Annotated in this window: 43 protein-coding genes; all 43 read right to left on the reverse strand. The window is 67.4% G+C overall.

The features are described from left to right. Positions 1-70: 70 nt before the first annotated feature. Positions 71-247: a hypothetical protein gene (locus NPS70_RS16265; RefSeq protein ID WP_256524983.1), complete on the reverse strand. Its 177-nt coding sequence runs from the start codon at positions 245-247 to the stop codon at positions 71-73. Positions 248-376: 129 nt separating this feature from the next. Continuing rightward, on the reverse strand, positions 377-682 hold the full coding sequence (locus NPS70_RS16270) for a hypothetical protein (protein ID WP_256524984.1): 306 nt from the start codon (positions 680-682) through the stop codon (positions 377-379). A 2-nt stretch (positions 683-684) separates the two neighbouring features. Further along, positions 685-1266 carry a hypothetical protein gene (locus NPS70_RS16275; RefSeq protein WP_256524985.1) on the reverse strand — a complete coding sequence of 194 codons (582 nt, stop codon included), beginning with the start codon at positions 1264-1266 and terminating at the stop codon, positions 685-687. A 55-nt stretch (positions 1267-1321) separates the two neighbouring features. Further along, the gene (locus NPS70_RS16280) at positions 1322-1462 is read right to left on the reverse strand and encodes a hypothetical protein (RefSeq protein WP_256524986.1); all 141 of its coding nucleotides are present in this window, start codon (positions 1460-1462) and stop codon (positions 1322-1324) included. A gap of 34 nt (positions 1463-1496) precedes the next feature. Then, positions 1497-2261 carry a sigma-70 family RNA polymerase sigma factor gene (locus tag NPS70_RS16285; protein ID WP_256524987.1) on the reverse strand — a complete coding sequence of 255 codons (765 nt, stop codon included), beginning with the start codon at positions 2259-2261 and terminating at the stop codon, positions 1497-1499. 222 nt (positions 2262-2483) lie between these two features. After that, on the reverse strand, positions 2484-2618 hold the full coding sequence (locus NPS70_RS16290; protein WP_256524988.1) for a hypothetical protein: 135 nt from the start codon (positions 2616-2618) through the stop codon (positions 2484-2486). Between the two features lie 679 nt (positions 2619-3297). Further along, entirely contained in the window at positions 3298-3798 is a 501-nt protein-coding gene (locus tag NPS70_RS28900; RefSeq protein WP_374212012.1) for an HNH endonuclease, read from the reverse strand. Then, a complete protein-coding gene (locus NPS70_RS16295) occupies positions 3693-5618 on the reverse strand; it encodes a DNA polymerase (RefSeq protein ID WP_256524989.1) in 1926 nt (641 codons plus the stop codon). Before NPS70_RS16295 ends, NPS70_RS28900 begins: the two co-directional genes overlap by 106 nt. Next, complete coding sequence (locus NPS70_RS16300) at positions 5615-8131, reverse strand: phage/plasmid primase, P4 family (protein WP_256524990.1); 2517 nt, start codon at positions 8129-8131, stop codon at positions 5615-5617. Before NPS70_RS16300 ends, NPS70_RS16295 begins: the two co-directional genes overlap by 4 nt. Before the next feature lie 71 nt (positions 8132-8202). Next, positions 8203-8385 (reverse strand): hypothetical protein, encoded by a 183-nt coding sequence (locus NPS70_RS16305; RefSeq protein ID WP_256524991.1) that lies wholly within the window; start codon positions 8383-8385, stop codon positions 8203-8205. After that, on the reverse strand, positions 8382-8786 hold the full coding sequence (locus NPS70_RS16310) for a hypothetical protein (protein ID WP_256524992.1): 405 nt from the start codon (positions 8784-8786) through the stop codon (positions 8382-8384). Before NPS70_RS16310 ends, NPS70_RS16305 begins: the two co-directional genes overlap by 4 nt. 133 nt (positions 8787-8919) lie before the next feature. After that, a complete protein-coding gene (locus NPS70_RS16315; RefSeq protein WP_256524993.1) occupies positions 8920-9111 on the reverse strand; it encodes a hypothetical protein in 192 nt (63 codons plus the stop codon). Further along, positions 9108-9404 (reverse strand): hypothetical protein, encoded by a 297-nt coding sequence (locus NPS70_RS16320; protein WP_256524994.1) that lies wholly within the window; start codon positions 9402-9404, stop codon positions 9108-9110. The genes NPS70_RS16315 and NPS70_RS16320 overlap by 4 nt, the downstream gene beginning before the upstream one ends. After that, entirely contained in the window at positions 9401-9682 is a 282-nt protein-coding gene (locus NPS70_RS16325) for a hypothetical protein (protein WP_256524995.1), read from the reverse strand. The genes NPS70_RS16320 and NPS70_RS16325 overlap by 4 nt, the downstream gene beginning before the upstream one ends. 184 nt (positions 9683-9866) lie before the next feature. Beyond that, positions 9867-10220, reverse strand: coding sequence for a phiSA1p31-related protein (locus NPS70_RS16330; protein ID WP_256524996.1), 354 nt, complete (start codon positions 10218-10220; stop codon positions 9867-9869). A 9-nt stretch (positions 10221-10229) separates the two neighbouring features. Next, positions 10230-10541, reverse strand: coding sequence for a hypothetical protein (locus tag NPS70_RS16335; protein ID WP_256524997.1), 312 nt, complete (start codon positions 10539-10541; stop codon positions 10230-10232). A 75-nt stretch (positions 10542-10616) separates the two neighbouring features. Beyond that, positions 10617-11396, reverse strand: coding sequence for a phiSA1p31-related protein (locus tag NPS70_RS28715; protein ID WP_256524998.1), 780 nt, complete (start codon positions 11394-11396; stop codon positions 10617-10619). Continuing rightward, on the reverse strand, positions 11393-11665 hold the full coding sequence (locus tag NPS70_RS16345; RefSeq protein ID WP_256524999.1) for a hypothetical protein: 273 nt from the start codon (positions 11663-11665) through the stop codon (positions 11393-11395). Before NPS70_RS16345 ends, NPS70_RS28715 begins: the two co-directional genes overlap by 4 nt. A gap of 467 nt (positions 11666-12132) precedes the next feature. Further along, positions 12133-12639: a DNA cytosine methyltransferase gene (locus NPS70_RS16350; RefSeq protein WP_256525000.1), complete on the reverse strand. Its 507-nt coding sequence runs from the start codon at positions 12637-12639 to the stop codon at positions 12133-12135. Between the two features lie 85 nt (positions 12640-12724). Beyond that, positions 12725-13468, reverse strand: coding sequence for a hypothetical protein (locus NPS70_RS16355; RefSeq protein WP_256525001.1), 744 nt, complete (start codon positions 13466-13468; stop codon positions 12725-12727). A gap of 121 nt (positions 13469-13589) precedes the next feature. Then, positions 13590-13925 carry a hypothetical protein gene (locus NPS70_RS16360; protein ID WP_256525002.1) on the reverse strand — a complete coding sequence of 112 codons (336 nt, stop codon included), beginning with the start codon at positions 13923-13925 and terminating at the stop codon, positions 13590-13592. After that, complete coding sequence (locus tag NPS70_RS16365) at positions 13918-14460, reverse strand: hypothetical protein (protein ID WP_256525003.1); 543 nt, start codon at positions 14458-14460, stop codon at positions 13918-13920. The genes NPS70_RS16360 and NPS70_RS16365 overlap by 8 nt, the downstream gene beginning before the upstream one ends. After that, positions 14457-14681 (reverse strand): hypothetical protein, encoded by a 225-nt coding sequence (locus tag NPS70_RS16370; RefSeq protein ID WP_256525004.1) that lies wholly within the window; start codon positions 14679-14681, stop codon positions 14457-14459. The genes NPS70_RS16365 and NPS70_RS16370 overlap by 4 nt, the downstream gene beginning before the upstream one ends. Then, entirely contained in the window at positions 14678-15007 is a 330-nt protein-coding gene (locus NPS70_RS16375; protein ID WP_256525005.1) for a hypothetical protein, read from the reverse strand. The genes NPS70_RS16370 and NPS70_RS16375 overlap by 4 nt, the downstream gene beginning before the upstream one ends. Then, the gene (locus NPS70_RS16380; protein WP_256525006.1) at positions 15004-15411 is read right to left on the reverse strand and encodes a hypothetical protein; all 408 of its coding nucleotides are present in this window, start codon (positions 15409-15411) and stop codon (positions 15004-15006) included. The genes NPS70_RS16375 and NPS70_RS16380 overlap by 4 nt, the downstream gene beginning before the upstream one ends. Then, on the reverse strand, positions 15411-15632 hold the full coding sequence (locus tag NPS70_RS16385; RefSeq protein ID WP_256525007.1) for a hypothetical protein: 222 nt from the start codon (positions 15630-15632) through the stop codon (positions 15411-15413). Before NPS70_RS16385 ends, NPS70_RS16380 begins: the two co-directional genes overlap by 1 nt. A 32-nt stretch (positions 15633-15664) precedes the next feature. Continuing rightward, positions 15665-16333 carry a DNA methylase gene (locus tag NPS70_RS16390; RefSeq protein WP_256525008.1) on the reverse strand — a complete coding sequence of 223 codons (669 nt, stop codon included), beginning with the start codon at positions 16331-16333 and terminating at the stop codon, positions 15665-15667. Further along, positions 16330-16623 (reverse strand): hypothetical protein, encoded by a 294-nt coding sequence (locus NPS70_RS16395; RefSeq protein WP_256525009.1) that lies wholly within the window; start codon positions 16621-16623, stop codon positions 16330-16332. The genes NPS70_RS16390 and NPS70_RS16395 overlap by 4 nt, the downstream gene beginning before the upstream one ends. A gap of 2 nt (positions 16624-16625) precedes the next feature. Beyond that, positions 16626-16970 carry a hypothetical protein gene (locus tag NPS70_RS16400; RefSeq protein WP_256525010.1) on the reverse strand — a complete coding sequence of 115 codons (345 nt, stop codon included), beginning with the start codon at positions 16968-16970 and terminating at the stop codon, positions 16626-16628. Further along, complete coding sequence (locus NPS70_RS16405; protein WP_256525011.1) at positions 16967-17437, reverse strand: hypothetical protein; 471 nt, start codon at positions 17435-17437, stop codon at positions 16967-16969. The genes NPS70_RS16400 and NPS70_RS16405 overlap by 4 nt, the downstream gene beginning before the upstream one ends. Next, positions 17430-17789 (reverse strand): hypothetical protein, encoded by a 360-nt coding sequence (locus NPS70_RS16410; protein WP_256525012.1) that lies wholly within the window; start codon positions 17787-17789, stop codon positions 17430-17432. The genes NPS70_RS16405 and NPS70_RS16410 overlap by 8 nt, the downstream gene beginning before the upstream one ends. 80 nt (positions 17790-17869) lie before the next feature. Next, positions 17870-18142, reverse strand: a complete 273-nt coding sequence (locus NPS70_RS16415) for a hypothetical protein (RefSeq protein WP_256525013.1) — start codon at positions 18140-18142, stop codon at positions 17870-17872. Then, positions 18139-18375: a hypothetical protein gene (locus NPS70_RS16420; protein ID WP_256525014.1), complete on the reverse strand. Its 237-nt coding sequence runs from the start codon at positions 18373-18375 to the stop codon at positions 18139-18141. Before NPS70_RS16420 ends, NPS70_RS16415 begins: the two co-directional genes overlap by 4 nt. Next, a complete protein-coding gene (locus NPS70_RS16425; protein ID WP_256525015.1) occupies positions 18372-18725 on the reverse strand; it encodes a hypothetical protein in 354 nt (117 codons plus the stop codon). The genes NPS70_RS16420 and NPS70_RS16425 overlap by 4 nt, the downstream gene beginning before the upstream one ends. A gap of 79 nt (positions 18726-18804) precedes the next feature. After that, positions 18805-19155 carry a hypothetical protein gene (locus NPS70_RS16430; protein WP_256525016.1) on the reverse strand — a complete coding sequence of 117 codons (351 nt, stop codon included), beginning with the start codon at positions 19153-19155 and terminating at the stop codon, positions 18805-18807. 91 nt (positions 19156-19246) lie between these two features. Then, a complete protein-coding gene (locus NPS70_RS16435; RefSeq protein ID WP_256525017.1) occupies positions 19247-19426 on the reverse strand; it encodes a hypothetical protein in 180 nt (59 codons plus the stop codon). Next, complete coding sequence (locus tag NPS70_RS16440) at positions 19423-19635, reverse strand: hypothetical protein (protein WP_256525018.1); 213 nt, start codon at positions 19633-19635, stop codon at positions 19423-19425. The genes NPS70_RS16435 and NPS70_RS16440 overlap by 4 nt, the downstream gene beginning before the upstream one ends. Continuing rightward, positions 19632-19862, reverse strand: a complete 231-nt coding sequence (locus tag NPS70_RS16445) for a hypothetical protein (RefSeq protein WP_256525019.1) — start codon at positions 19860-19862, stop codon at positions 19632-19634. Before NPS70_RS16445 ends, NPS70_RS16440 begins: the two co-directional genes overlap by 4 nt. 86 nt (positions 19863-19948) lie before the next feature. Beyond that, positions 19949-20140 (reverse strand): hypothetical protein, encoded by a 192-nt coding sequence (locus NPS70_RS16450; RefSeq protein WP_256525020.1) that lies wholly within the window; start codon positions 20138-20140, stop codon positions 19949-19951. A 64-nt stretch (positions 20141-20204) separates the two neighbouring features. Continuing rightward, a complete protein-coding gene (locus NPS70_RS16455) occupies positions 20205-20426 on the reverse strand; it encodes a hypothetical protein (RefSeq protein ID WP_256525021.1) in 222 nt (73 codons plus the stop codon). Continuing rightward, positions 20423-20596: a hypothetical protein gene (locus tag NPS70_RS16460; protein ID WP_256525022.1), complete on the reverse strand. Its 174-nt coding sequence runs from the start codon at positions 20594-20596 to the stop codon at positions 20423-20425. The genes NPS70_RS16455 and NPS70_RS16460 overlap by 4 nt, the downstream gene beginning before the upstream one ends. Continuing rightward, on the reverse strand, positions 20593-21396 hold the full coding sequence (locus tag NPS70_RS16465) for a PD-(D/E)XK nuclease family protein (protein ID WP_256525023.1): 804 nt from the start codon (positions 21394-21396) through the stop codon (positions 20593-20595). Before NPS70_RS16465 ends, NPS70_RS16460 begins: the two co-directional genes overlap by 4 nt. A 267-nt stretch (positions 21397-21663) precedes the next feature. After that, the gene (locus NPS70_RS16470) at positions 21664-22350 is read right to left on the reverse strand and encodes a hypothetical protein (protein ID WP_256525024.1); all 687 of its coding nucleotides are present in this window, start codon (positions 22348-22350) and stop codon (positions 21664-21666) included. Positions 22351-22463 lie beyond the last annotated feature (113 nt).

A 22463-nucleotide genomic window follows, 5' to 3' on the forward strand; every position in this document is an offset into this window, starting at 1 on the left:
CTTCCGCCCATTCATGCAGATGTCACACGGGTCGTAGTTCGGGTCGGGCTTGCCTATGCGGGGCGGGGGGTTATTTCGTCAGGCTGACGCTGCGGATGGATGCGTTGCGGACGGCGTTGGACGCCTGCACTGCACCGAGGGCATAGGAGCGCGCAGCCTCCCGAACACCGCCCGCACGCTCGACCATGAGCGGGTACCGGTCCCGCATCTGCTCCGGGTCGACGTCCATCGTCACAACGACTCGCACCTTCATCACTCCTCCTTCAGACCCCCTGTGGGCCCTTCCGTGAACGACTATCGCACACTTAGGACGTACGACACAACCCCAAAGGGCGGGGGAACACGAATCGCTTCACGCTCCCCCGCCCCGGGGTGGCTACTCGCCGGCCAGGAACCGGGCCATGGCGATGATGTCCGCTGCCGTGTGCGGGGTGCCGGCCAGGAGTTCCTTCGCCTTCACCACGAGGTCGGCGCGAGTGAGGTCAGCAGGGCCCGGCTCGACAAGCTCCACGGAGTGGAACCATTCGCAGCCCTCCTCCCCGTCCAGGAGGACTCCGTACGGGAACGTCAGGTCGTCGCCGTCCACGCGGCACACGGTGCCGTACTGACCGGCGTACCGCCCCGGCTCGGTGACGTACTCCGACACGATCCGAACCCGGTCCCCGGGCTTGATGTCCGTCATCATCACTCACCCTCCAGGAAACGCGCCACGGCCACGAGGTCGGCGCCTGAGGCGCCTTTCGGCAGGTACTCACACGCCTTGTCCAGGAGGCTGGCACGCGGGGAGGAGGGGGCGTCGTCGGGGGCCACGACCGGGGCGCAGGCGGCGTCGGCCCCGGCCGACTCGATGAGTTCGACCTCTTCGACCCACCACGTGCCGTTGTCCGGGTCACCGTGCTCGGCGGTTCCGTCGCCGAACTTGATCAGGAACGAGGTGCCGTCGGCCTCCATCAGGATGCCCGACTTGTCGACGAACTCCCCGGTCCGGAACCTAGAGTCGTCCTTCACCACCCGTACCCGGTCCCCGACCTTGATAGCCGGCGTCACCTGCTCCTCGGGCGCGTCCTCCTCCCCGCCGTCCGTGGCGTTGGCCAGGGCCAGGAGGCCGCGAGCGAAGGTGCGGAGTTCCGCGGGGGCCACGAGCACGCCGACGACGTACTCCCTGCTGTCGAACGCCTTGATGAAGACCTCGTCGTGGGAACGCTCCGCCCAGAGGTAGTCACCGGCTCGCAGGTTGCAGGGCAGCTTCACGGGGCTTGCGGTCATGTCTCTCTCCTCAGTGGTAGGTCGTGTGTGTGTCGCGTGAATCGCTTCACGCTTCTCAGTCGTCGACGAGGAAGCCGTCCATCGCGGCGTCGCGGAGGGCCTCCACGGCGTTCCGCACGTCGTCGCCCCAGAGGACAGCCTCCGTGGTGCGAACTCCCTGGACGTCGTACTCGTCGAGCGAGGGGCAGCGGGCCATGATCGTGCTCCGTTCCTGGTGGTAGGTGTGGGTTTCACGCTGTGATGCTGTGGCGTACGGCGACTGCGCGGGCACTTGCGATGCCGGCGTGACGCAGTCCCCGCACGCGAGGGCGGGTAGCACCGATGGCGAGTGCTACCTCCTCGTCAGAGGCAGTCATCATCCCGATGCCGTAGTAGGCGCGGAGCGCGTAGGACTGACGCACCGGGATCTCCTCCAGGAGGAAGCGCGCGAGCCTCGTGCGCTCCGCGCGGTCCGTGAAGTCGGCGGAGGTGTCGGGGATGATGTCCGCGAGAGTGGCCCCCGGGTCGAACTCCGCGTCTACCGGGGTGTCGAGGGTCTCGACAGGAGCCAGGGCCTCCACAGCAGCGTGAAACGTTTCACGCGTCACGCGACGGTGCCGACTCTCGCGGGTGGCGGCCAGCTCAGCCGCCGCGCGCACGTCGTCACCGGCCTCGTGGAGAGCGCGGCGAACGGCGAGCGCCATGTCCGGCTCGACCGTCAGGGTGGTCGTCGAGCGCAGGTGCTCCGTCGCCACGGCCCTGCGCAGGGCGGGGTAGGCGTAGGTGTGGAGCGCTGCGGAGGAGGAGCCGGCGCGGTAGTCCCGCACGTGCTGCACCAGGACCGCACGCGCCTCCTGGAGGAGATCCTCCACCGCCTCCCGATCGGCCCCGCCTGCCACGTCCTTGATGATCTGACGAATCAGGGGCTCGAAGGCGGTGACGATCTCCCACATGGCGTCATTGTCTCCGCCCTGCGCGGCCGTGATCTGAGCGTCCGTGGCGAGTGCAGTGGTCATCGTGTGCGGCTCCTTCATGTGTGCCTTACCTACTCTTGTTATGTGGGGATCGAGCGTAAATGTTCGGTGCGACTTTATGTGATGTGGGTCACATGAGATCGACAGAAAGGGATAGAAAGCGTTGGCCTATGGTTCACTTCGCGGAGCACGTCGGCACGCGGAACCACAAGAGCCCCCGTCCCACGAGGAACGAGGGCTCCGTGAATCGCTTTGCGCTTCTCTTCAGGCGGGGAGCGTCTTGACCGGGATGTCCAGCGCCTCCGCGATGCCGACGTCAGCCACTGCCAGGGGGCACGCCTCCCACCCCGGGAGGCAGAAGAGGGCGGTGGCGTCGGCCAACTGAATGTCGTGCTCCACCGTCAAGTGTGCGTCAAGGAGGCCCGCTGCCTCCGCCAGATCCTCCCGCTCGTCGGGTGTGCTTTGCGGCCCTGTCACGATGATCACGGATTGTCCCCCGGGGTGTCGTGGACGTCTTCCCCCTCCCATCGGGAGAGGGCCCGGTCCATCGATGCGGATACACCACGCACGTACGCCAGGGCGTACGGGAGTTGCGCGGCGCCGGTTTTCAGTTCTCGCGCTAGAGCCTCCCGACGCTCGTCGAGCGCCGTCAGCTCCGTCGGGCGGGAGGGTCCGTGCGTCGCCTGCCGGCCGGTTCCGTCCGCATCCACGTCGGGCACGCGGCCCGGCATGGTAGCTGCGTCACACACGGCGGTCACGAGCTGACACAGGTCGTCAAGGTCTGATCGGAGACGCTCGATGAGACTGACCAGATGTGAGCCGTCTGTGGCGTGAGTTGGACTGTAGGTCACTGAGTCTCCCTGGGCAATTGCCGTGTGACGCAATGTCGACGTTGCGTGCGTACCTTTTGCCCCTGTTTGGGCGATAGGCGGAAACCACCCACCGGTAATACTTATGACGTGCGTCCCATCTGACCTGCGCTTATGACGCACGACACAAGTCACGACTTGGGGGGCGCCGTTACCTAACCGTTACATGTGTGCGTTTCGTGAAGACGTAATGCTTTGGCCTGTGCCCATCACTCGGTGGCTGCTACGTCGCGGCCCGTAGCCACGTGACCTGCCGTGAAGTCTACGAAGACCGTCAACGGTAGGTTGCCCTTAGCCCCGTTGCAGACGGCGCACGCGGGCGCGATGTTGAACACGTCGTGTACGCCCCCTTCCGCAAGCGGATGCATGTGGTCCGCCTCCGCGGGGACGTCAAGGCCGAAAGACACGCCGCAGTAGGCACAGGACCACTCGTCCAGCTCCTCCCAATGTCGCAGGACATCTCGGCGTGAAGGGCCGAAATCGGGCGCAGGGCGACGGTGAGGAGCGGCCGGCCGCGGGGCACGGAGCGTCACCACGGTGGCACGGGGTGCAAATTGCGCCACGGACCGCCCAACGGCTGTGCGCCGCGGGGCGGTTGGCGCGGTCACGCTCGGGCCTCCTCCGCGGTACGGGCTGCGTCGGGGTGGGCCGCGTACCACCCATCGTGCTCGATCATCGTCACCGCCTTCTTCATGTAGAGCGAGCCCCATGAGTAGCCGCCCACCTCCGGATCCGTGTCGAGCGGGACGCCGAAGAAGTCCATGGCCATGGCCTCCCCCACCTCCCGCGCGACGTCCTCCGCCACGTCCTCCGGCGCCGTACCGAGTACCTCGTCATGGATGGGCAGGAGGAGGTAGTCCGTCAGGCCCCGGTCGTCCATGTCAATGAGGGCCTGACACAGCACGTCGCGCGCGGTGCTCTGTACCGCGTAGTTCGTCGCGGCGTACACCCGGTCCCGGTCCAGTGGCAGGCGCCGCCCGACGGGTGTCCAGACGACGTATCCGCCCGCGCGTGCCTCGCGCTGGAGCCGCGTGGAGTACCGCTTGATCCCGCGGTACGTCCGGTCGTACGCGCCGATCGCCTTCTTCACGTCGAGCAGCGGGGCACCGGTCTGCCGGGACAGCGTGACCGCTCCGCCTCCGTACACCTTGCCGAAGCCGACCCCTTTGCACAGCTTCCGGTGAAAGCTCGTGTACTCGGGACCGTAGATGAGCTCAGCCGTGAAGCCGTGGAGGTCGCGGCCCTCCGCGATGGCGTGCTTCATGACTTGCTCGTCCGCCAGGGCGGCCAGGACGCGCATCTCCACGGCCGCGTAGTCCACGGAGAAGATGCGATGCCCCGGGTCCGGGAGGAGCGCGCGCCGGATGGTCCAGTCCCCGGAGGGGAGCTGCTGGAGCGGCGGCCCGCTGATGGACATGCGCGCGGTCCGGGCCTGGAGTGAGTTGATCTTCGGGTGGATACGGCCGGCGTCGTCCAGCCCGTCGCGCATGGCAACGCCATACGACGTCGCCCACTTCCCTGCGCGCTTCGAGCGAAGGACCGCGTCCGCCAGGGGGTTGGGCCGCCTCGTCCCGCGCGGCTGCCAGTGTTGGTCCAGGTCGGCCAGGTCCAAGAGGATCGACTTGTCCACCTTCAGAGCGCCGCTGTCAGTGGTCTCCGTTAGCGTCTCCCCCATGCCCACGAGAGCCGTCGCCACCTGCTTCGGAGCGTTCACCGACGTCACGCCGTACTGCGCGGCCTTAGCCGCGTGGAGAGCCGCCTCCTCCTCCAGCCGGCCGACGAGGGGGCGCACGTACTCCCGGTCCACCAGCATTCCGCGACGCTCCATACGGGCGCAGATGAGCATGACGCGGTGCTCGAAGTCCACGAGGGACTGACGGATGCCCGCGTCCTTCAGGCGCTTCAGGAGCACCGGCAGGAGACGGGAAACGAGGATGACGTCCAGGCCCGCGTACTGGAGGTACGTGGGGTGGTCAATGTCGATCTTCGCCCACCCTGTCGCCTTTGTCTCCCCGATGGAGCGGAAGACGGAGGTCAAGTCGCCCTGCGTGTCCGGGGCGTGCGGGTCGACGTCCCGGGCGCAGAGCTCCTTCAGCGCCAGGCCGTATCCGCCCTCGTGTCGGGGTCGCGGATCGAACAGGTGCGCGATAATCTTTGAGTCCGTCACCTTCGGGGCCAGCGTCGCCAGCGGTACCCGAAGGTGACGGTCCAGGACGAGGAGGTCAAACGCCGCGTTGTGGAAGACGAGGCACGGCAGCATCAGGAGGGCCCACCGGGCAGCCTCCTGGAGTTCCGGCCGGCCTTCCACCTGAAGGACCCACGCGTCACGCGCGTCCCCGAGTTGGACGGTGCGCAGACGATACGTCGGGGAGAACGTGTCGAGCCCCGTCGTCTCGGTGTCAGCGCCGACCATCTCTCCGGTGGCCACCTTGCGCTCGACCCATCGCCGGAACTCCTCCAGGTCCACGGCTGTCTCCGGGACGCGGGTCATGGTCTCATCGCCGGCAACGGTGTACGGCAGGTACTTCATGCCGCGCCCTCCTCTCGTGTCTGGCCGAAGATGTCTTTCGTGCTTGTATTCGGTGCCGCTCCTTCGTCGGCATCCGCGAGTTCCGTGAGGCGGTTCGCGCGACTCAGCTCCTCGTCCGTCATCAAACGAACCCCGTTGAACCCCCAACGGCCGCCCCGCTTGTCCTTCGAGTAGCCGCGGGACTCCAGCTCGACGCCGAGGGCCCAACCGGAGAGAACCTCCTTCCGGCTCAGGCCGGCGTCATCTGCCCACTCCGCGTAGGCACGTCGGATGACCATGGGAGCCACCCGGGCAGTCGGCTCCTGAACCAGGCGGGCAGTGATGAACTCCTGAAGTCGGTCTTCCGACTCGCGGTAGTCCTGCGTCGCGGCCTGGACGGAAGCAGGCTCCTCCAGCCCCGTCGCGTACCACTCCATGGCGCCGCGAACGGCCCATGCGAGGATTCCATCCGCCTCGCTCCGCAGCTTCGACGGGAGCGATGTGTCCGCCTTCGCTCCCCGGAACGTAGCTTCGAACGGGATGAGCTTCACCCGACGCCAGATCCCGGTGTCCTGCGAGAGGATGGCCGGCTTGTAGTTCCCCGCGACCATCAGGAGGAACGAGGGCACGTACGTGAACGGGTTCTGGTTCAGAAACCGGCACGTAACCGGGTCGCCTCCCGTCAACTGCTTCACGAGCGCCTCCGCCAGGCGGCTGTACTTCTCCGTTTCGCTCGCCGTCACGAGCCGCGCACCGCGGAGGGAGGCGAGCTCCGGCGACGCTTGGCCGACGGTGACGCGCTGCTCGAAGGTGCTGAACTCGGTGGACTTCGTAACGCCGCGGAACACGTGGAGGATGGCGTCCAGGAACGCGCTCTTCCCATTCGCTCCGCCCCCGTGGAGGAAGGCGAAACATTGCTCGGATGTCGACCCGGTGACGCCGTAGCCCACGAGCCTCCGCATGAAGCCGGGCAGTTCCGGGTGGTCGGGGAAAATCTGCGTCAGGAAGGTGTCCCACCGCGGGCACTCCGCCTCCGGGTGGTAGGCGACGTCGAGGCGACGCGTGATCATGTCTGCCGGTCGGTGCGCGTGGAGCCGTCCCGTCCTCAGGTTGACCGTCCCGTTCCGCACGGACAGGAGCTCACCGTCAGCGTCGAATGCAGCCGCTGACGTGGCGACCCCGGGCACCGAAGGGAGAACCTTGATGACGTCCTCGATGGCACGGTTCGTCAGCGCCTTCAGCGCCAGCCTCCGCGCACCGTCGTCACCCGACGCGATGAGCTCCGCGCCCATCTGAATCAGAGCGGCCTTCACCTCGTCATTCCCCGGCGCCCACACCGTCCCGTCCCACACGAGGAACCCGAGTCCGCGTGCGTAGCGCACTCCCCCGCCAGAGCGAGCCATGTAGTCCCGCAGGCGCACGGCAATACCGGCGTCGGTCTGGTCGAAGGCGTCGCGGGCGGAGACACCCATGGTCTGAAGCGCGGCGTCCGTGGCGGACACGTCGGACGCGTCGGGTGCGTCCTCCTCCGTCGCCGGAGCAGGTGCCGAAGGAGCCTCCTGCTCGACGACCTTCGCCGCGCGGACAGCCGCATGCAGCGCCGCGGGGAACGCCTCCATGTTCCGCTCCCTCCAATCGGTAAGGTCGTCACCGTCGTGCGGGATCTCCAGGCGACGCACCATGACGCCAGCCGTGACGAGGGCCATCGCCAGGGAGTCGGTGAATCCCGCTCCCGCCCGGTCGCGGTCGCCGGCAATGACGACGTCCAGGTCCCGCAGACCGTTGGCGAGCTCCTCCACGAGGGCCGCGTTCCGGGCGAGCCCTGCGCCGCGAATGGCCACAGCGTCGTAGCCGGCACCGACGGCCGTCAGCGCGTCGCCCGGACCCTCGCAGACAAGGACCGTGTCGAAGCCTGCGCCCGAGCGCAGAACGCCGTACTTCGCCCACGTGCGCCCGTCCAGGTTGGTCAGTGAGACCCACCGAGCGGGGCAGCGCCCGGACAGGTCACGCCCCTGAAGGCCGCGAGCCACGCCGTCGAAGCCGTAGAGCGGGACGGTCACCCGCGGGTACCGGGTGAATCCTCGGGACAGCCAGCGCTGAGGACGGGCGCCGGGGGCCGCGTAGCCCACGCCCAGATCCTCCGCGAGCTCCGGCGTGACGCCGAAGCGGTCGAGGAGGTATGTGCGTGCGGCATCCGCGTCGTCCTCCGCCAGGGCGGCCGACGTTTCGTCGACAAAGGCGCGGAGACCGGCAGTCTCGGCGATGCCCACGGACTCCGGAGCCTTCGCGGAAACAGTGCTCGCGCCCATGTCGTTGACGACGTCGAAGAGGTCCCGCTCCGTCATGCGGAGCTTGGTCAGGATGTCCGCCTTTGCGCAGCCGGTACGGCAGACGAGGAGGAGCTTTCCGCCCTCCTTCAGCGTGAGCTTCATCGACGGGTGGTTCCGGTCGTTGTGCGCGGGACAGAGGGCCAAGTGCCCGTCGTGGTCTTCCTCCACTCCGTCCAGCCGCCCCAGGATGTCTGACAGTCGCAAGGTCTCTCCTCTCGTGGGCATGCGGAAGGGGCGCCCCGGAGGACGCCCCTTGTCGCGGTGTTCGGTTGTAGTCAGTCGTCGTTCTCGACCGACGTCACGGCGACGACCTCACCGAGGAAGGCGTGGTGTTGGTCCGAATGCTTGTCGCCGTGGAGCAGTGCGTGCCGGGCCCATCGGTCCGCAGTCTCAGGCAGCATGTCGGCGGTGGTGTCGTAGACGTCGACGTACACCCGGGCTTCGATCCTCGTCTTCACGCTGCCTCCCGCAGCTCCTCGTCGATGTCGCACCACCGGTCGTAGTCAGCGTCCTGGAGAGCCTCCTCCATGATCTTCAGCCGCGTAACCAGCCGCACGTCCGTCCGCACGTCCCGCACGACGTAGCCGTCCGCGACGCCCTTCATGCGGCGCTTCACGACCGCGCATCCGAAGGGCTGACCCGCGTGAATCGCTTCACGGTTCGCCTGCGCGATGTAGTCGGCCAGTGTGATGGCCTTCTCCGCCTTCGCCTCCAGGGCGTGGAGGTAGTAGCCGGAGACGTCTCCGATGTCCTTCGCGCCCATCTGCACATTGCGGTGCGCGTCGGGGTTGTGGTGCTCGCGGAGGTAACCGACGACGAGGCTCTCCCAGGCGGTGCCTTTGCGCTTGGAGGAAGTCATCCCGTCCTCGTCTCCCTCATGAACTCCTCCGTCAGCCAGGGCCACGAGGCATACACGCATCGGGGCTTGTCCATGTCCACGGGTTCCTGGTCGGGGAGGGGCCAGACACGCACAGCGTTCGTCTCGTCGTCCATCAGAACACCGTCCGACGAACATCGAAGTGGCGGCCGTCGGCCACGAGGCCGACCACAAAGGCAGCCGCGTCCAGCTCCTCACCGTCGGTGAAGCGACGGTATTGCTCCCGGTCTCCGACGGTGGACCGCTCGTCGTTGGTGTCGTACTCCTCTGCGTCACCGTCGTAGATGTGCACCTCGATGTAGCTCACTCGTCGTCCCTCCAGGGAAGTTCGGATGCCGGCGTGCCTGACTCGACGCGGTAGAGGAGCTCCCAGCCGTCGGCCGTGCGCTCGTAGATCTCTCCGCCTCGAACCGGGCTGTGCCACCGGCCTGACGCGTCCCGGGCCTGGCCGTTGGTGAAACCGACGGCGCTCTTCGCGCGCCCCAGACCCGCGTGGTACTTCACCTCAGGCCGGCGGGACGGGACGATCGTCGCGTACGGCTCGGGCTTGAGCTTAGACCGGTACGGGGCACAGCGGGTCTCCATGTCGCTGGTACTCACGCGTCGGTCACCTCCTCCCACACCGTCGTGGCTCGCTCGACGTACTGCCGGACATTCCGAGACGCACCCCAGAGGGCCCGTCGCTGCCGGCTGAACTGCCCGCGCGCGACCCCCTGTGTGGAGTAGGGGCCCCGGAACCGCCGGGTGGTGACCCACTCGTCCAGGTACTCCGGGACGTCCGGGTTGTCTCGCCAGTGGTGCGCCGGGTTGCGCCGGGGCTGCTCGAACTCCAGGACCGCGCGGAAGGTCTCCGCCGTGTCGCCCATGTGGCGTGCCATCACGTCTCCTCTCTCATCACGTACACATCCGCCCCGCGGGTCAGAGCCACGCCGGCTGCCTCCCAGATCTTTGGGAAGTCCGGCCGCCTCGTCGCCGCGGAGCGGATGCAGATGCGGTCACCGGGGCCCGCGTCCCGGATGTCTCCGAGAGCCGGCGCCGTGGTGTCATCGACGAGGCGGAGGGTCACCTCATCTCCCGAAGGGGCCCGTAGTTCTCTACGATGAACTCCAGCGAGGAGGTTCGCTCGGACGGCGGGATGCCGTTGCAGCCTCCGCGCACCCCGTTGTTGAAGCGCGCGAACGTCCACAGCTCGTTGTCGCGGTCCGCGTACGACTTGTTCAGGTCGTACGCGACACCCTTGTAGACGTACGTGCTCGCGTCCTGCGGGTCGCTCAGCGCGCGCAGGACATCGCTCAGGGAGCCGATGTAGTCGAGTGACTCCAGCACGCCCCTCAGGCTGCTCGCCTCGTCGTCCGTGAGGGTCAGCGTGGTGACGGTCTCTTCCACCGTGCGGGTCTCGCGCTTGGCCGTGGCCATGGTCTCTCCTCAGTGTTCGACGTCGGTGCGGTAGGTGCGCTCTTCGCGAGCGCGCAGTGCGACGGCCTTAACTTTGTCCGCCGTCACCCACAAGGCTTCGGCAGCCCGGTGACCCCGGTCGTCGTACGCCCGGTCCCCCTCGTCACGGACCACGGCCGCGATCTCGTCGACGACCGCCGCACGGTAGGTCCGCAGGCCGTTGTGAATCTGCTCGTCCGTCCATCCCGCGGACCGCAGGGCCGGCCAGAACGCGCCCTCGGCGGCCTTCCGCATGATGGTGGGTTCCGGCTCCGTGAAGTCGATGGGTTCGGGCTCAAGCACGGGGACTCCTCATATCGGTCTTCCTACGCACTCAGCCCCCGGGCCACGTGGGCACCGGGGGCGAGGGTTGTGCGGTCAGTCAGTGACGCGGGTGAGGGGCCCCCACGTGGTAACCACATTGGCCAGGGAGCTGCTGCTCTCCGTCGGGGCGGCGCCGGCCGCCGTCTCCCGGGCCCTCACGACGTCACCCACGCGCTTCAGGCGCCACATGTCGCCGTCGCGGTCGCGGTAGCAGGCGCTCAGGTCGTAGGTGATGCCGTTGTGGGTGACGGTGTCGGCGGCCGGGCCGTCGAGGAGCTCGACCTCCGTCACCCACCAGGAGTCGTCGTCCCAGGTGCCGGAGGGGTCGTCGAGCTTGACGCGGTAGGGCAGGGATCGGCGCGTACCGTCCACGTCGCGAACGGTCCGCACCGTCCCCGTGCGACCGACGAACTCCCCGGTCTTGGTGCGCGGGTCGTCCCTGATCACCCGCACCCGGTCTCCGACCTTGATCTCCCGCAGCGCCGGGCGCATGACGCTCGCCATCGCGGTGAAGGTCCGCACGTCGTCCGGGTCGGCCGGCTCGTCGACGAGGCGCACGACGTACACGTCACGGTCGTCGAAGGGTCCGTACTCCACCGTGGCCACCGCGCCGGAACGGGTGGTGAGCGTGACCGTGTCACCGACGGTGAAGACGAGAGTCTCGGGAGCGGACTCCAGGTCGCTCACCTTGAACGCTCGCTCGCCGGCGTCCTGCTTCACCACGAAGAGTTCATACGTGTTGAACGCACTGCGGACCGGCCCGTAGGTGACGACTCCTTCCTCGGTTCCGAAGACGCGGACCTTGTCCCCCACCTTGAACTTCGGCTTGCTCACTGGCTCTCCTCCGTCTCCCCGATCACCACGACGTGTTCTGCGCTGACGGTCTGGACCTTCAGCGTCTTGCGTGCGACGAAGCCGGAGTCCCGGCCCGTCGGACGGACCTTCAGCATCGGGACGACGCGGCCCGTGCGTCTGTCGGTCAGCGTCTCCAGGACGACCGCCTCCGAGTTCCGGACCCGGTTGCCCCGTCGGGACGGGTAGGCGACGACGACGCCGGGGCGGATCTCCGCCCCCGTGAAGTCTGTGAGTCGGTCACGACCCATGTGTTCTCTCCTCTGTGAGTGCTTTGTGGTAGTCGGCAAGCAGCCACCGGTACGCTTCGTGCGCCTGTGCGGGCACCACTCCGTTGCCGATCTTGTGGAGGTGCTTGGATCGACTGAGTCCGGGGACGTCGGTCACCCAACCGGCGGGTAGCCACATCAGCCACTCAGCGAACCTGGCGGTCAGCCGTCGGTCTCCCCGGGGAGCTACCTCCGTCGGAATGGGAGCCGCCCGCCCGCTCAGTGCTTCCTGCCGACGAATTGCGGGCTCGAAGTCGAGCCACTCCTGACGCAGTTCCTCGCTCACCCGCTGAGTCGAGTCTCCGTTGGTCTCGTCGACGGCTCTGGGCGTCGGCAAGAGCCGCACTGCGACTCCAAGCGGAGTGCCCTGCCCGTTCCCGTTCACCCCCGTCGCGAGATTTCGCTGACGCCTCGCCTCCCACGACGCCAATGACTCCCCATCGTTGGGGTTACTCGCCGTCGGCGTCGGAAGCAGTCGGCGTCGCGAGCCCGAACCACCGGTCTCGTCGGTGGGCGGCTCCCACGTCGGAAGCACGTAGGCAGAGCCACCGGAGGTCATACCCGATCGCGGCCAAGTCAGCCGCGACGACGTCGAGCCCCCGCGAGCGGATCGCCGCGACGTTCTCCAGGAAGAGGTAGCGCGGTCGTAGAACGCGAACTGCTTCAGCGACGTTCTTCCAGATCCCTGACCTACCACCCGTGATCCCCTCCCGACGGCCCGCGGTGCTGATGTCCTGACAGGGAAACCCTGCCGTGATGATGTTGACCAAGCCGACGAGGTGTACCCAGTCGTAGGAGGTGATGTCTCCGATGTTCGGTACGTCGGGGAATCGGTGGGCCAGCACTGCCGTAGCCGCTTCATCGACCTCCGCGACGTAGGCGACGCGCTCTCCGGTGAGAGCCTCCACCGCCATCCCCAGTCCGCCGTAGCCGGCGCAGAGTTCAAGGATCGGCATCGTGTGTCTCCTCTGTGTGCGTAGAATCGCGAGTGCGCCGCTCCTCCCGAGCGCAATTCGGGAGGAGCGGCGCAGGTGTGTGCGGTCAGGCAGCCGCGGGGAGGTCGTCGGCGGCCTCCGCGTAGGCACCGAAGACCTTGACGACGGGCTTGTTGTAGCTGATCGTCTGGCCGGCCCGCGGACCCTTCTGCGGGACGTAGCTCACGTTCTCGATCGTGAGGGACGCGCGCACCGCCTGGCCCGGGTAATTGTCGAGCTCCGCGAAGAGGGGCCCGAGGGCCTCCACGAGCTTCCAGGAGCCCGAGTTGAAACGGAACCGCCCGAGTTCCGTCGCCTCCTCCAGGCGGAACGTGATGTCCACCGACGGCTTCGGCCCGCGCTGCTTGTCGGCCGCGAGCTTGCGCTCCGCGATGAGCGACGGGCAGCCGCACGCGGTACCGCGGTCCTCGTCGGGTGAGAGGTACTCGAAGCCGTCGCAGTGGTGCGTGAGACCGGCCCCCGGAACGAACTGCTTGAACGACGCGTCCACGCCGTCGGGGTCGATGATGATGCGTACGGTGGGGGCGTCGGTGAGCACCTGGAGGTTGTCCTCCTTCTCCGTATCCCACTCCTCCACGGTGCCGCCCATGCGCTCCGAGATCTTGGCCGCGACGACCGGGTCACCGGTCGTGACGCGCCACTCGTTCAGCGCCTCCGGCGTCTCCCGGCCGCCCATCTTGACGAGCCGGCCGGAGCGGAAGCGACCAACCACGTCGTCGGAGAAGGACTGTCGCTCCTTCGGAGCGGCGTCGGGGTCGGCGTCCCAGATGCGGCGCAGGTTGTTGGCCATGTGTGAATGCCTCGCAGTCTGTTGTGTGCGGTAGCGGGGTTGCCCCCTACTCTTGTTATGTGGGGATCGGGCCTGATTGTTCGGCGCTGCGGCGAAGATCTTTTGAGGTGCGTGAGTCGCTTCACGCACGTCGACGGGCGGAGAGCCAGGCGAGGCGGTAGCGGGCTGCGGCTCGCCTGTGCTTCTCCGCGGCGCGAAACGAGCAGCGCGCGACTTCGTAGATGGAGGCACGCCAGCCGTTGAAGCCGTCAACCAGGCCGTTCAGGCGCTCAATCTCCGCGTCCCGCGCAACGAGGGCCGCGATTCGGTCGCTTTCGACGGCGGAGGCGGCCATCTCGTCGTCCTCCAGCTCTACGATGCGCTCCGCCATGTCACGGGCACTCCACATCTGGTAGTAGCACTCGATGCGGTCGTCTCGACTGTGCTCGTCAGAGCTGTCGAAATCCTGCTCACCCATGCGCCAGCCTCCACATGTCCTTGTCCGTCGAAGTCACACGCTTCGGATGCAGCAGCTTCCACAGGTCTCCGGGCGTCACGTCCCCCGGGAGTCGGCCGTCGTCAAAGAGGTGCACCCCTGCGCGGAGGTACACCTCGTCTACGAGCTGAGAGCAGATCATGTGCCCTGTGTCTGCGATGAAGTCCCGCACCCACGACGGGCGGATGCGGTAGTGAGCCAGGGCGATGGAGACGTAATCGAGGAAGCTGTACGGGGTGCCGACGAGCGCCGCAGCCTCGCACTCGATGGCTCGACGCTGGTCGCCGGTCAGCGGGATCTTCCCCGACGACCATGCCACGACAGGGCTCGCCTCCTCCAGCGGGATGAGCTCCGCGCCGCCGGGCATGGCCTGGACGACCATGCCGAACCCGACGTACACGAAGGCGTGCTGCACGGGAGCCGCGTCACCTACGAGAGCCTGGCCGGCAGCGACGAAGCGGCCGGTAATGCCTTCGATGCGGGTAAGGGCGAAGTCACCCGGGAGTGGGGTCGTCACAGTGCCTCTACCTCCAACCGAATACGGAAGTCCTGCGGCTCCCCCGGGAAGGGGTCGCAGGTCTCCATCCGAACGTCGATGCTGCGCAGATCCTCCGCGATATTCAGCAGCGTGTAGCGCCGCTGAGGCATGCCCTCGCCCGCGTCATAGCCAGCCACCCACTCCGCCAAGACGTCCAGGGCGTAACCGGTGACCTCCGTCTCAACTCCGCCGTGCGTCACAGTTCCTCCGTCGTCATTCCAAGCGCGCGCAGGACGGCGCTCTGGCGACTGTCACGCGCCCGCAGTACGTACGCGTATCGATGCCACATGCGCAGCTTCTCCCGGGCCTGTTCGAGCTCCCACAGCGTGCGCTCCGAATGGTGCGTGCGCCACGAACCGCCCTCACACGAAGTGCACGATGCCGCACGACCGTGCCACGGGGTCTCGCGGAAGTCCTCACGGTCCTTCCGGCGCCGGCACAAGCCGACGCAGAGCAGCGTGTTCTTACCGCGCGGGTGCGCACGCTCGAATGCGTCGCGCACAGCGTCTGCGAGGGTGTAGGTCATGCGGCCTCCAACTTAGTGATCCGATCGCGGAAGAACGTCAGGGCCTCTTCACGCGTCCCCAGGTACGACGGCACGGTGCCGCCCGACTCCAGGTCCGTGATGCACTGGTAGTACCGGTCCAGGACCTCCCGGCGTTGCTCAGCCACCTTCTCTGCTTCGGTCTGGGCGTGGCTCTCCGGCAGCGCGTCGACGATGACGAGCCGATCCGGCCCGACGTGGACGCGGTCCTTCGAGCCGGGCCACCCGCCTCCATACGAGCGCCGGACGACCTTGACCCACACGCGCCCCGACGCGGTGAAACCGTCAATGACGCCTTCCACGAGGGCGATGGAGCGGCCCACGGGGGCGCCGTAGATGCACGTCGCCCCCTCGGTGATCTGGACTCCTCGTGCGTCTTGCGCCATCACTTCCCGCCTCCCGCTACGGCCGCCAGTGTCGAGGCGAGCCACGTTCCCGCGCACGTCTCTGCCATGGTCGGTGACCACCCGCGGGCCTCCAGGTCTCGACGCATGCCGTCAGCCGCGTCGTAGATCGGCTCCAGGCATCCCGCCATGTCGAGCATGGCCGTGGTGAGCTGCGCCTTCAGTTCCGGCGGGGTCGGTGGGCTCTGTGACTGACCGAACATCGTTTGCTGCCTTTCTGGTTGTGGTCACGCTGCTACCCCGTCTCCGCGGCCGTCAGGTGCTTCATCAGCCGCCCCCCGATCCACTCCGTGTACGCCGGAGGGATGGCCTCCGTCAGCTCCTCATGGACGTCGGTCCACGTAATTCCCATCGCCTCCTGTATCTCGGAGGCACTGCCCTTCCCACCGCCCTTGCCGTACGCGGCGATGTACGGGCCGTCGTGGTACTGACCGTGGCGCCAACCACGCACGCGCCCACGGTGCTTGACGTGCTTGGGCTTTGACGTCACCCAGTTGGCGAGCTCGAAGCGTCGGTGCCGCAGGACACCGAGACCGAACATCTCCCCACACAGGACCACGTCCGCCCGAGCCGCCGGGTTCTCGATGACTCCGGGAACGCCGGCTGCGTAGAGCAGCGGAGCCACGATCGGGTACAGGTCGACGTACCTCTCCGCCATCGCGGCGTTGGTCCCCTTGGTCAGCGAGCACTTCGCCTGGCAGGGCGGAGACGTGTGCACGGCATGGAACTGCCGGAGGTAGTCCACGTCACGCAGAACGTCCAGCGCGTCGGCCTGGACGAAGGGGAGGGGGTAGCGCGGTCGCGGCTGGATGTCCACTCCCACGACGTCGAAGCCGGCCCGCGCGTACCCTACCCCCGCCCCACCAGAGCAGCAGAAGAGATCAAGGATGCGTGGCCTGCTCATCGTCCGCCCTTCGGATCGTGGTCGCCGTGCCATGCGCGGGCCTCGTCCAGCGCCCGCATGTTCGCCAGTCGTTCACGCCACCACTGCTCGACGCGCTGACAGCCAGCCACCACCGCCGCTTCCGCCGTCGGGTAGTCGCCCGGACGCACGTACGTGTCCTGTACGCCGGAGGAGAACCACCGCCCCTGACGTCGGAGCTCCACGCGCAATAGCCCGAGGTCCGCCGGCTGGACGCGGTAGAAGTAGCCTGCGGGCAGAGGCGGGGCGCCTGCGTTGATCAGGTCGAGCATGCTCACTCGCTCTCCCCTCCCAGCCACTTGGCGACGCTCAGCACGTCGAACACCGACGGCTTCTCCATGTCCCACGCCAAACTGCCCACAAGCGCGTGTGCCGCACGGAACACATCCCCGCGGGACATGACCTCAGCCGGCGTCGCATCGGCCGTCAGAGGCGGCACAGGGCCGTCCCCGAGCGGCGTCAGCGGGCCCCACCTCTCTGCGATGTCCTCGCGCGGAGCGATGAGTCCGCGGTCGATGTCCTCCCCGGCACGTCGCACGCAGCGCACGAGGTCGGGCACGTCCGAGTCGTTGGTGGCGACGTCCGCCCAGACGTCGCCTTCGCGGTCGATGTACCTCATGTGGCTACCTCCGGGTCAATGAGGGCTGCTGCAACGTCAAGTCCCTCGTCGAACCCCGCGACGAACTCGGCGCCCTTGAACGGAGGGCGGGGAACCCAGTGACTGCGGATCTTCTCCGCCAGGGCGTGCGCGTGCCGGTTGAGGAAGTCTCGTGCGAATGTCTGCGCCGCCGACTTATCGCCCGTGATGCGGTACTCCATCGACCAGAGCTCCTCGAAGAGTTCGTCCTCCTCGATGACTGGCTTCGTGCAATCGCCAGGGCACGGGTCAAAGATGCTGTGCACTCCGGGCGGGCACTCCGTCCGGGCCGGCTCGTACCGCCAGCACGCGCGGGTGACGGGAACGAACTTACTCGCGCAGACCCAACGGCCGTCGCTGAGCTTTGTACCGTGGTCCTCGCTGAAGGCCACGATCCGAAGTGCGCGCCCGTCGACGTACACGGTGTCGTGGAGTTGGGGCTCACTCATACGTAACCTCCGGGTCAATGAGATTCGCGGCGCCCCTCGCGGCACCGCGCTCCAGTGGAAGGAGCGTGCGTGCTCCACGCTCCCAATACCGGATCCGCTCCGCGGCCTCGTGCTCCACGGCGGCGCGGAAGTCGTCGAGCGCATCGAAGATCCCCGCGTTCACGAAGCCTTCCGGCTCCATGCACGCGACGTTGATGACCTCCTGACGCGCGGCATCCGTCCTCCCCACGGCGACGACGAGGTCCCGCCCTACGCTGGGACAGTCCTCCTCCGCGTGGCTGGAGCGGATCGTCTTGCAACGCTCCGGCGGGTGCTGCGAGCACGCCGGGTCCAGGGCGTCACGGTCGACCATGCCGCAGGGCATGAGCGAGCACGGGCAAGACGCTTCGAGGTGTCCCCCGCCGTCCCATGAGCGGCTGATGTGGCGGCCCATCAGACGCACCCCCCGAACTCCGCGCCGAATCCGTGCGCCTGGCCGTCGCTCTGCGGGTTGCCGCACCCGACACATCGGGTGCTCGGATCGATGAAGTCCGCAGCCCACTCCGCCCCGTCAGCGAAGTCCGGGGAGCGGTCGGGGTGACCGTGGCGAATCTGCCGCGCGAGTCGGCTGGCGTACTCGGTCTGGATCTCCACAAGGGCTGCGTCCAGGGCGGCCAACTCGTCGGGGGTCTTGGCTCGGGCGACGAGGTCGGTCCAGGCGCTCACGCCGCCTCCTGACCGTCGCGGTACCCGGCGCTGTATCCCTCGTCGTACGAGTCGCTGCCGGTCTCGTCCTCCATTTCCGCCAGGAGAGCGCTCACGTCGTCAGCGTTCATGACGACGGTGGAAATCGTCTCCCCACGGGCGTTGCGGGTTTCGAGGTCGTACTCAATCCCGCGGGCGCGAATGGTGACCGACGAGCCGTCGGCGGTGTGGATGGTGGTTCCTCCGCGAATCATGCGTACGTCTCCTCGTCCGTCAGGTCAACAGGAATCAGGTAGCGGTCCGCGTCGCCACCAGGGCGGAACATCGCGCCCAGGTTGAAGCGGGAGATCGTGGCGAAGACGCGACGCGCAGTGTCGTCGTCGCGGCCTCCGGCGAACTGCTGAAGCGCTCGCAGGACGGCACGGAGGGCGTAGACCTCATCGCGGTATTCGTGCACGAGAGCGGCGTTCGTGGCCTCCGCGCGCTGCCTCAGGTGCTCAACGTCGGTCGCTTCGCGTGCGATGCGCTCGGAGAGCCGCTCTGCGTAACCGTCGACCTTGACGGGGTCGGCGGTCTTCTCAATCCAGTGCGCGAGCTCGCGCATGCCAGGGGTATCCATGGGCTCTCCTCTCCTACGCACTCAGCCCCCGGGCCACGTGGGCACCGGGGGCGAGGGTGAGTAACTAGCTGAGCGACTTCTTCGGAAGGTGGTGAGCAACCACGCGACCGTCGACGTAGTGAACGAACGCGTCGGGGCGGGTGCCCACCCATTTCGTGTAGACGACGGCCGTCTCAACGGGCTCGCCGTAGATACTCGGCACCGCGTCACCGTCGGTTCCGCTCCACTGCGCGGACCACCTGTTACCGCAGCACGAACAGTCACCCTCACCGTCGAAGTAGAGTCCGATGGCCTCCGCGCGCTCGTTGGCCGTCGCGTAGTCCTCCGCTTCGACGATGACATAGACGCTGATACCGGCCTCCTCGTCGACGTCGAAGCCTCCGCCGGAGTTGTTCTGGTCGTAGGTGAAGAACATGAGCGCCTCCTCAGTTGGGTTCCCTACGCACTCAGCCCCCGGCGCCGTAGCGACCGGGGGCGAGGGTCTTGCGTGAGTCGTTTCGCGCGTCTCAGAGGGGGTTGTCAGGAAGGTCCAGGGCGACCCACTCCACCGGGTCGCCGTACTCATCGAGGAGGTTCAGCTCCAGGCGGGTCGTTGGGGTCCGCGTCCCGTCGTCGAGGTAGTAGCCGGCGTCCGCGGCTGCCCGGATGGCGTCCGCGATAGCGCGTGCGTGGTCGTTGAGCGTCACGCCTCGTCCTCCTTCAGCCGATTCAGGATGCCGGCCGCCAACTCCGCGGTTTCCTGGTTGACGTAGCGGGTCACACCCCACGACTGGCGCGCGCCGTTGCACCGGCTCAGCAGCCACCCGCCGTGCTCTTCGCGCACCTCGTACCGGGCACGGTCGTTTCGTACCCGCCGCTCCTCTTCGAGCGCTTCTGCGTACTCCTCGGGGCTCACTTGACGTCGATCCTCTCCGCCTCGTCGATCTGCTCGGTGTGGATGCTGATGTCCCAGGCGCCGGCACCGTAGACGGCGTTCGGCCCACCGACCGGGATGGCCGACCAGTAGCCATTGCCTTGGTACGTCAGCGGGACGCAGATGATCCCGGACGGGAGGCGCAGGACGTGACCTCGGACGTCACGGTAGAGGCGTGCACCCTGCCAGGTGCTCTTGCGGTGGAACACTGTCTCTCCTCACTTCGGCGTCGGGCACTGAGACCGGTGGCACCCATGCGTCCAGCACCAGTTGGGGTCACGCCGCGGGTCGTCGGTCACTTCCGCGTCCCCACCGGCGCGCGGTACCCCGGCGCCTTCGTCCGCTTGACCTTCGGGCCGTCGATGTCCAGCTCAATCACCGGTCCCGGGTCGGCATCGTGGCCCTCTGCGTCCACGCGGCACGCGGCCGTGAGTGCCGCCAGGACGACGATGATCAGGAATGCAGCCGCGATGCGGGTGTGCATCATGCTCTCTCCTCTGTACGTCGAAGCGGGGCGACCGCAGCCGCCCCGCTTGCGTGTGTGCTTGGCGCTACTTGCGGCCGAAGAACTTCCGGGCGTAGCCGGTCAGCATGTTCAGGCCGACGACGAGGAGCACCGAGGTTCCGAAACCGACGGCTGGCACCGCTGCCGCGATGCTGTGTACGGCTCCCATGACGAGCATCAGGAGCCACGCCTCCAACGGAAGGAGCGCCAGCGCCGCCACGCACGCGCCCGCCACGGCCGCTCCGCTGAGCTGTCCTCGCTGAGTCACCAGTCCTGCCCTTCTGCCTCGTCGGCCATCTTGATCAGGCGCAGCGCCAGGAGGCGTGCCTCGTCGGGGGCGATGTCCGCGTGCACCACGGCGTCGTAGTCGGACACGTTGAACTTCACGCGACCGCTGAAGGCGTAGGGCTCTTCAACGCCTTCGCCGTACTTGCTCACGCTGCCCTCCTCTGCGTGCCCGTCTGCTCCAGCCCGCCGCTGGCGATCGGCCGGCCGACGACCCGCTTGGAGAGCGTCGCCTCCCAGTCGAACACCTCGCGCAGGGCCTTGAAGACGTCGAAGACCTCCGGGCCGCACTCGACGGGGACGAACTGCCATCCCTCCGGGCGGACCTGGAAAACGCCTCCGCCGGCCATCGTCGGGACCGGGATGGACGCGCCGTCGGCGGCACGGATGATGCGGTCCGCGTAGCGGTAGGCGCTGAGCTGGAGGGCCGTGGAGTCGTAGACCTTCGCGCTCGTCTTCCAGTCCAGGACGACCACGTCACCCTCCACACGGGCGATGGCGTCGAAGGAACCGGCATACCGGTGGATGTCGCTCCACACGGTCTCCTCCAGGTGGAGGAACTCGGGCTGCACATCGTCGAGGAACTCCCGGAACCAGCGGACGTGCGGCTTCACGTCGACGTGAAGGTGGCGATCGGTCACGCTCTCCCCGCGCGCCAGGCGCTCGAAGAGGTCGTGAGCGGCAGAGCCGAGGTCCGTCGCCGCGCGGCTCTTGCGCCGGTGCGCGCTCTTCAGGTAGTCGACAGCACCGGCAGGGTCCCGCTTGATGAGCTCCGAGACGATGTCCCAGTTGGTGACGGCCGCCTCCGCTGCCTCCTTCGCTGCCCAGTACTTCAGGAAGTCCTTCGGCAGCTTGTCGACGATGCTCGTCACGCCAGGGACCTTGATCGCCCCGTCATCCGGGTCCACGTAGAAGCGGGAGCCACCCCGCTTGATAGTGCTCACCCCGGCCATGCGGCCTCCTCGGTGTCGGTGAAAGTGCCTACACCTTTGTTATGTGGGGATCGAGCGAGAATGTTCGGCGCGTCCTACAAGATCTTTTACCCGCCTCGTCCGCCGGGGCTGTCCGGACAGACTGCATGCCAAAGTGGCAAACTAACCCCCTATTTCTACTTCTCTCTAACGCGTGTTAGAAGAAAATGAAACAGGGGGTTAGTTTGCCACTTTGGCCCCGGCGGAGGGGGCGGAGGTGTGCTGACGGAGGGGGCTCGACGACGCCCCTCAGCCCGTTGACCTGCGCTTTCGCGTGTGCTTGCGGAGCTGAGTGATCGTTTTCTGAAGGGCTGCGAGCTCCTCGTCCAGTTTGGCACGCTGCCCCTCGGTCATGTGCTCGTCAATGACGTCCGTGTCCATCTGCCGTACGATGTTGCCGGCAACGTGGGCCAGGCGGAGGTGGTCGGCCGTCGCCTTCACGTCGGCACCGGACGTTGCGGGCGGCTGAACCACGGCTTCCTGAGTGCCCGTCACGGTCCTCGCCTTCGCAGACTTGGGGGACGGGATGGAGGAGGCTTCCTGCGACGCCTTGACTGCCGCAACCAGGGCGCTGTTCGTGCGTCGGCTGTCTTGGAGCCGCTCCAGCGGCGACGTCTCCAGCAGCCCATGTCGGCGCAACTCGCGGGTTGTCATCTGGCGTCGCAATGTGTTCCCAATGTGGTAGCGCACTGCCGCTTTCAGCCGGTCCAGGGTCTCCCCCTCCACGCCCGAGCGTGTGTAGAGATCGGATACCTCCTGTCGGTATGCGTAGGAGGAGCCGACCATGTCCCCGTGCTTGATCCGCAGGGCGACGGACACTGCTGCAAGGTTCTTCGCGAGGATGGTGGGTTTTTCAACGACTGCGGCGTACTCTCGTGCGTAGGCCACGCCACGGGCGATCAGCGTCTCTTCCGACTCTCCCAGGATGTCAGCCACCTGGAGTTCAGCGACGTCGGACGAGGCCCTCAGAGTGGCGTCCCCTGCGTCCCGCCGGGCAACGTCTTTACTCATTACGACCTCGTTCCAGTGTGGGGGCATACCGGGGGCAG

Source organism: Streptomyces sp. C10-9-1, assembly GCF_024497955.1.
In the GTDB taxonomy this organism is placed as follows: domain Bacteria; phylum Actinomycetota; class Actinomycetes; order Streptomycetales; family Streptomycetaceae; genus Streptomyces; species Streptomyces sanyensis.

Bases quoted from the DNA above. Each gene is read 5' to 3' on its own strand.
- NPS70_RS16270 (WP_256524984.1), bottom strand. From the start codon at position 682: ATGACGGACATCAAGCCCGGGGACCGGGTTCGGATCGTGTCGGAGTAC.
- NPS70_RS16275 (WP_256524985.1), bottom strand. From the start codon at position 1,266: ATGACCGCAAGCCCCGTGAAGCTGCCCTGCAACCTGCGAGCCGGTGAC.
- NPS70_RS16280 (WP_256524986.1), bottom strand. From the start codon at position 1,462: ATGGCCCGCTGCCCCTCGCTCGACGAGTACGACGTCCAGGGAGTTCGC.
- NPS70_RS16285 (WP_256524987.1), bottom strand. From the start codon at position 2,261: ATGACCACTGCACTCGCCACGGACGCTCAGATCACGGCCGCGCAGGGC.
- NPS70_RS28900 (WP_374212012.1), bottom strand. From the start codon at position 3,798: ATGGGGCTCGCTCTACATGAAGAAGGCGGTGACGATGATCGAGCACGA.
- NPS70_RS16295 (WP_256524989.1), bottom strand. From the start codon at position 5,618: ATGAAGTACCTGCCGTACACCGTTGCCGGCGATGAGACCATGACCCGC.
- NPS70_RS16310 (WP_256524992.1), bottom strand. From the start codon at position 8,786: ATGACTTCCTCCAAGCGCAAAGGCACCGCCTGGGAGAGCCTCGTCGTC.
- NPS70_RS16325 (WP_256524995.1), bottom strand. From the start codon at position 9,682: ATGGCACGCCACATGGGCGACACGGCGGAGACCTTCCGCGCGGTCCTG.
- NPS70_RS16330 (WP_256524996.1), bottom strand. From the start codon at position 10,220: ATGGCCACGGCCAAGCGCGAGACCCGCACGGTGGAAGAGACCGTCACC.
- NPS70_RS16345 (WP_256524999.1), bottom strand. From the start codon at position 11,665: ATGGGTCGTGACCGACTCACAGACTTCACGGGGGCGGAGATCCGCCCC.
- NPS70_RS16350 (WP_256525000.1), bottom strand. From the start codon at position 12,639: ATGCCGATCCTTGAACTCTGCGCCGGCTACGGCGGACTGGGGATGGCG.
- NPS70_RS16355 (WP_256525001.1), bottom strand. From the start codon at position 13,468: ATGGCCAACAACCTGCGCCGCATCTGGGACGCCGACCCCGACGCCGCT.
- NPS70_RS16360 (WP_256525002.1), bottom strand. From the start codon at position 13,925: ATGGGTGAGCAGGATTTCGACAGCTCTGACGAGCACAGTCGAGACGAC.
- NPS70_RS16375 (WP_256525005.1), bottom strand. From the start codon at position 15,007: ATGACCTACACCCTCGCAGACGCTGTGCGCGACGCATTCGAGCGTGCG.
- NPS70_RS16380 (WP_256525006.1), bottom strand. From the start codon at position 15,411: ATGGCGCAAGACGCACGAGGAGTCCAGATCACCGAGGGGGCGACGTGC.
- NPS70_RS16385 (WP_256525007.1), bottom strand. From the start codon at position 15,632: ATGTTCGGTCAGTCACAGAGCCCACCGACCCCGCCGGAACTGAAGGCG.
- NPS70_RS16390 (WP_256525008.1), bottom strand. From the start codon at position 16,333: ATGAGCAGGCCACGCATCCTTGATCTCTTCTGCTGCTCTGGTGGGGCG.
- NPS70_RS16395 (WP_256525009.1), bottom strand. From the start codon at position 16,623: ATGCTCGACCTGATCAACGCAGGCGCCCCGCCTCTGCCCGCAGGCTAC.
- NPS70_RS16400 (WP_256525010.1), bottom strand. From the start codon at position 16,970: ATGAGGTACATCGACCGCGAAGGCGACGTCTGGGCGGACGTCGCCACC.
- NPS70_RS16405 (WP_256525011.1), bottom strand. From the start codon at position 17,437: ATGAGTGAGCCCCAACTCCACGACACCGTGTACGTCGACGGGCGCGCA.
- NPS70_RS16410 (WP_256525012.1), bottom strand. From the start codon at position 17,789: ATGGTCGACCGTGACGCCCTGGACCCGGCGTGCTCGCAGCACCCGCCG.
- NPS70_RS16420 (WP_256525014.1), bottom strand. From the start codon at position 18,375: ATGATTCGCGGAGGAACCACCATCCACACCGCCGACGGCTCGTCGGTC.
- NPS70_RS16425 (WP_256525015.1), bottom strand. From the start codon at position 18,725: ATGCGCGAGCTCGCGCACTGGATTGAGAAGACCGCCGACCCCGTCAAG.
- NPS70_RS16430 (WP_256525016.1), bottom strand. From the start codon at position 19,155: ATGTTCTTCACCTACGACCAGAACAACTCCGGCGGAGGCTTCGACGTC.
- NPS70_RS16450 (WP_256525020.1), bottom strand. From the start codon at position 20,140: ATGATGCACACCCGCATCGCGGCTGCATTCCTGATCATCGTCGTCCTG.
- NPS70_RS16465 (WP_256525023.1), bottom strand. From the start codon at position 21,396: ATGGCCGGGGTGAGCACTATCAAGCGGGGTGGCTCCCGCTTCTACGTG.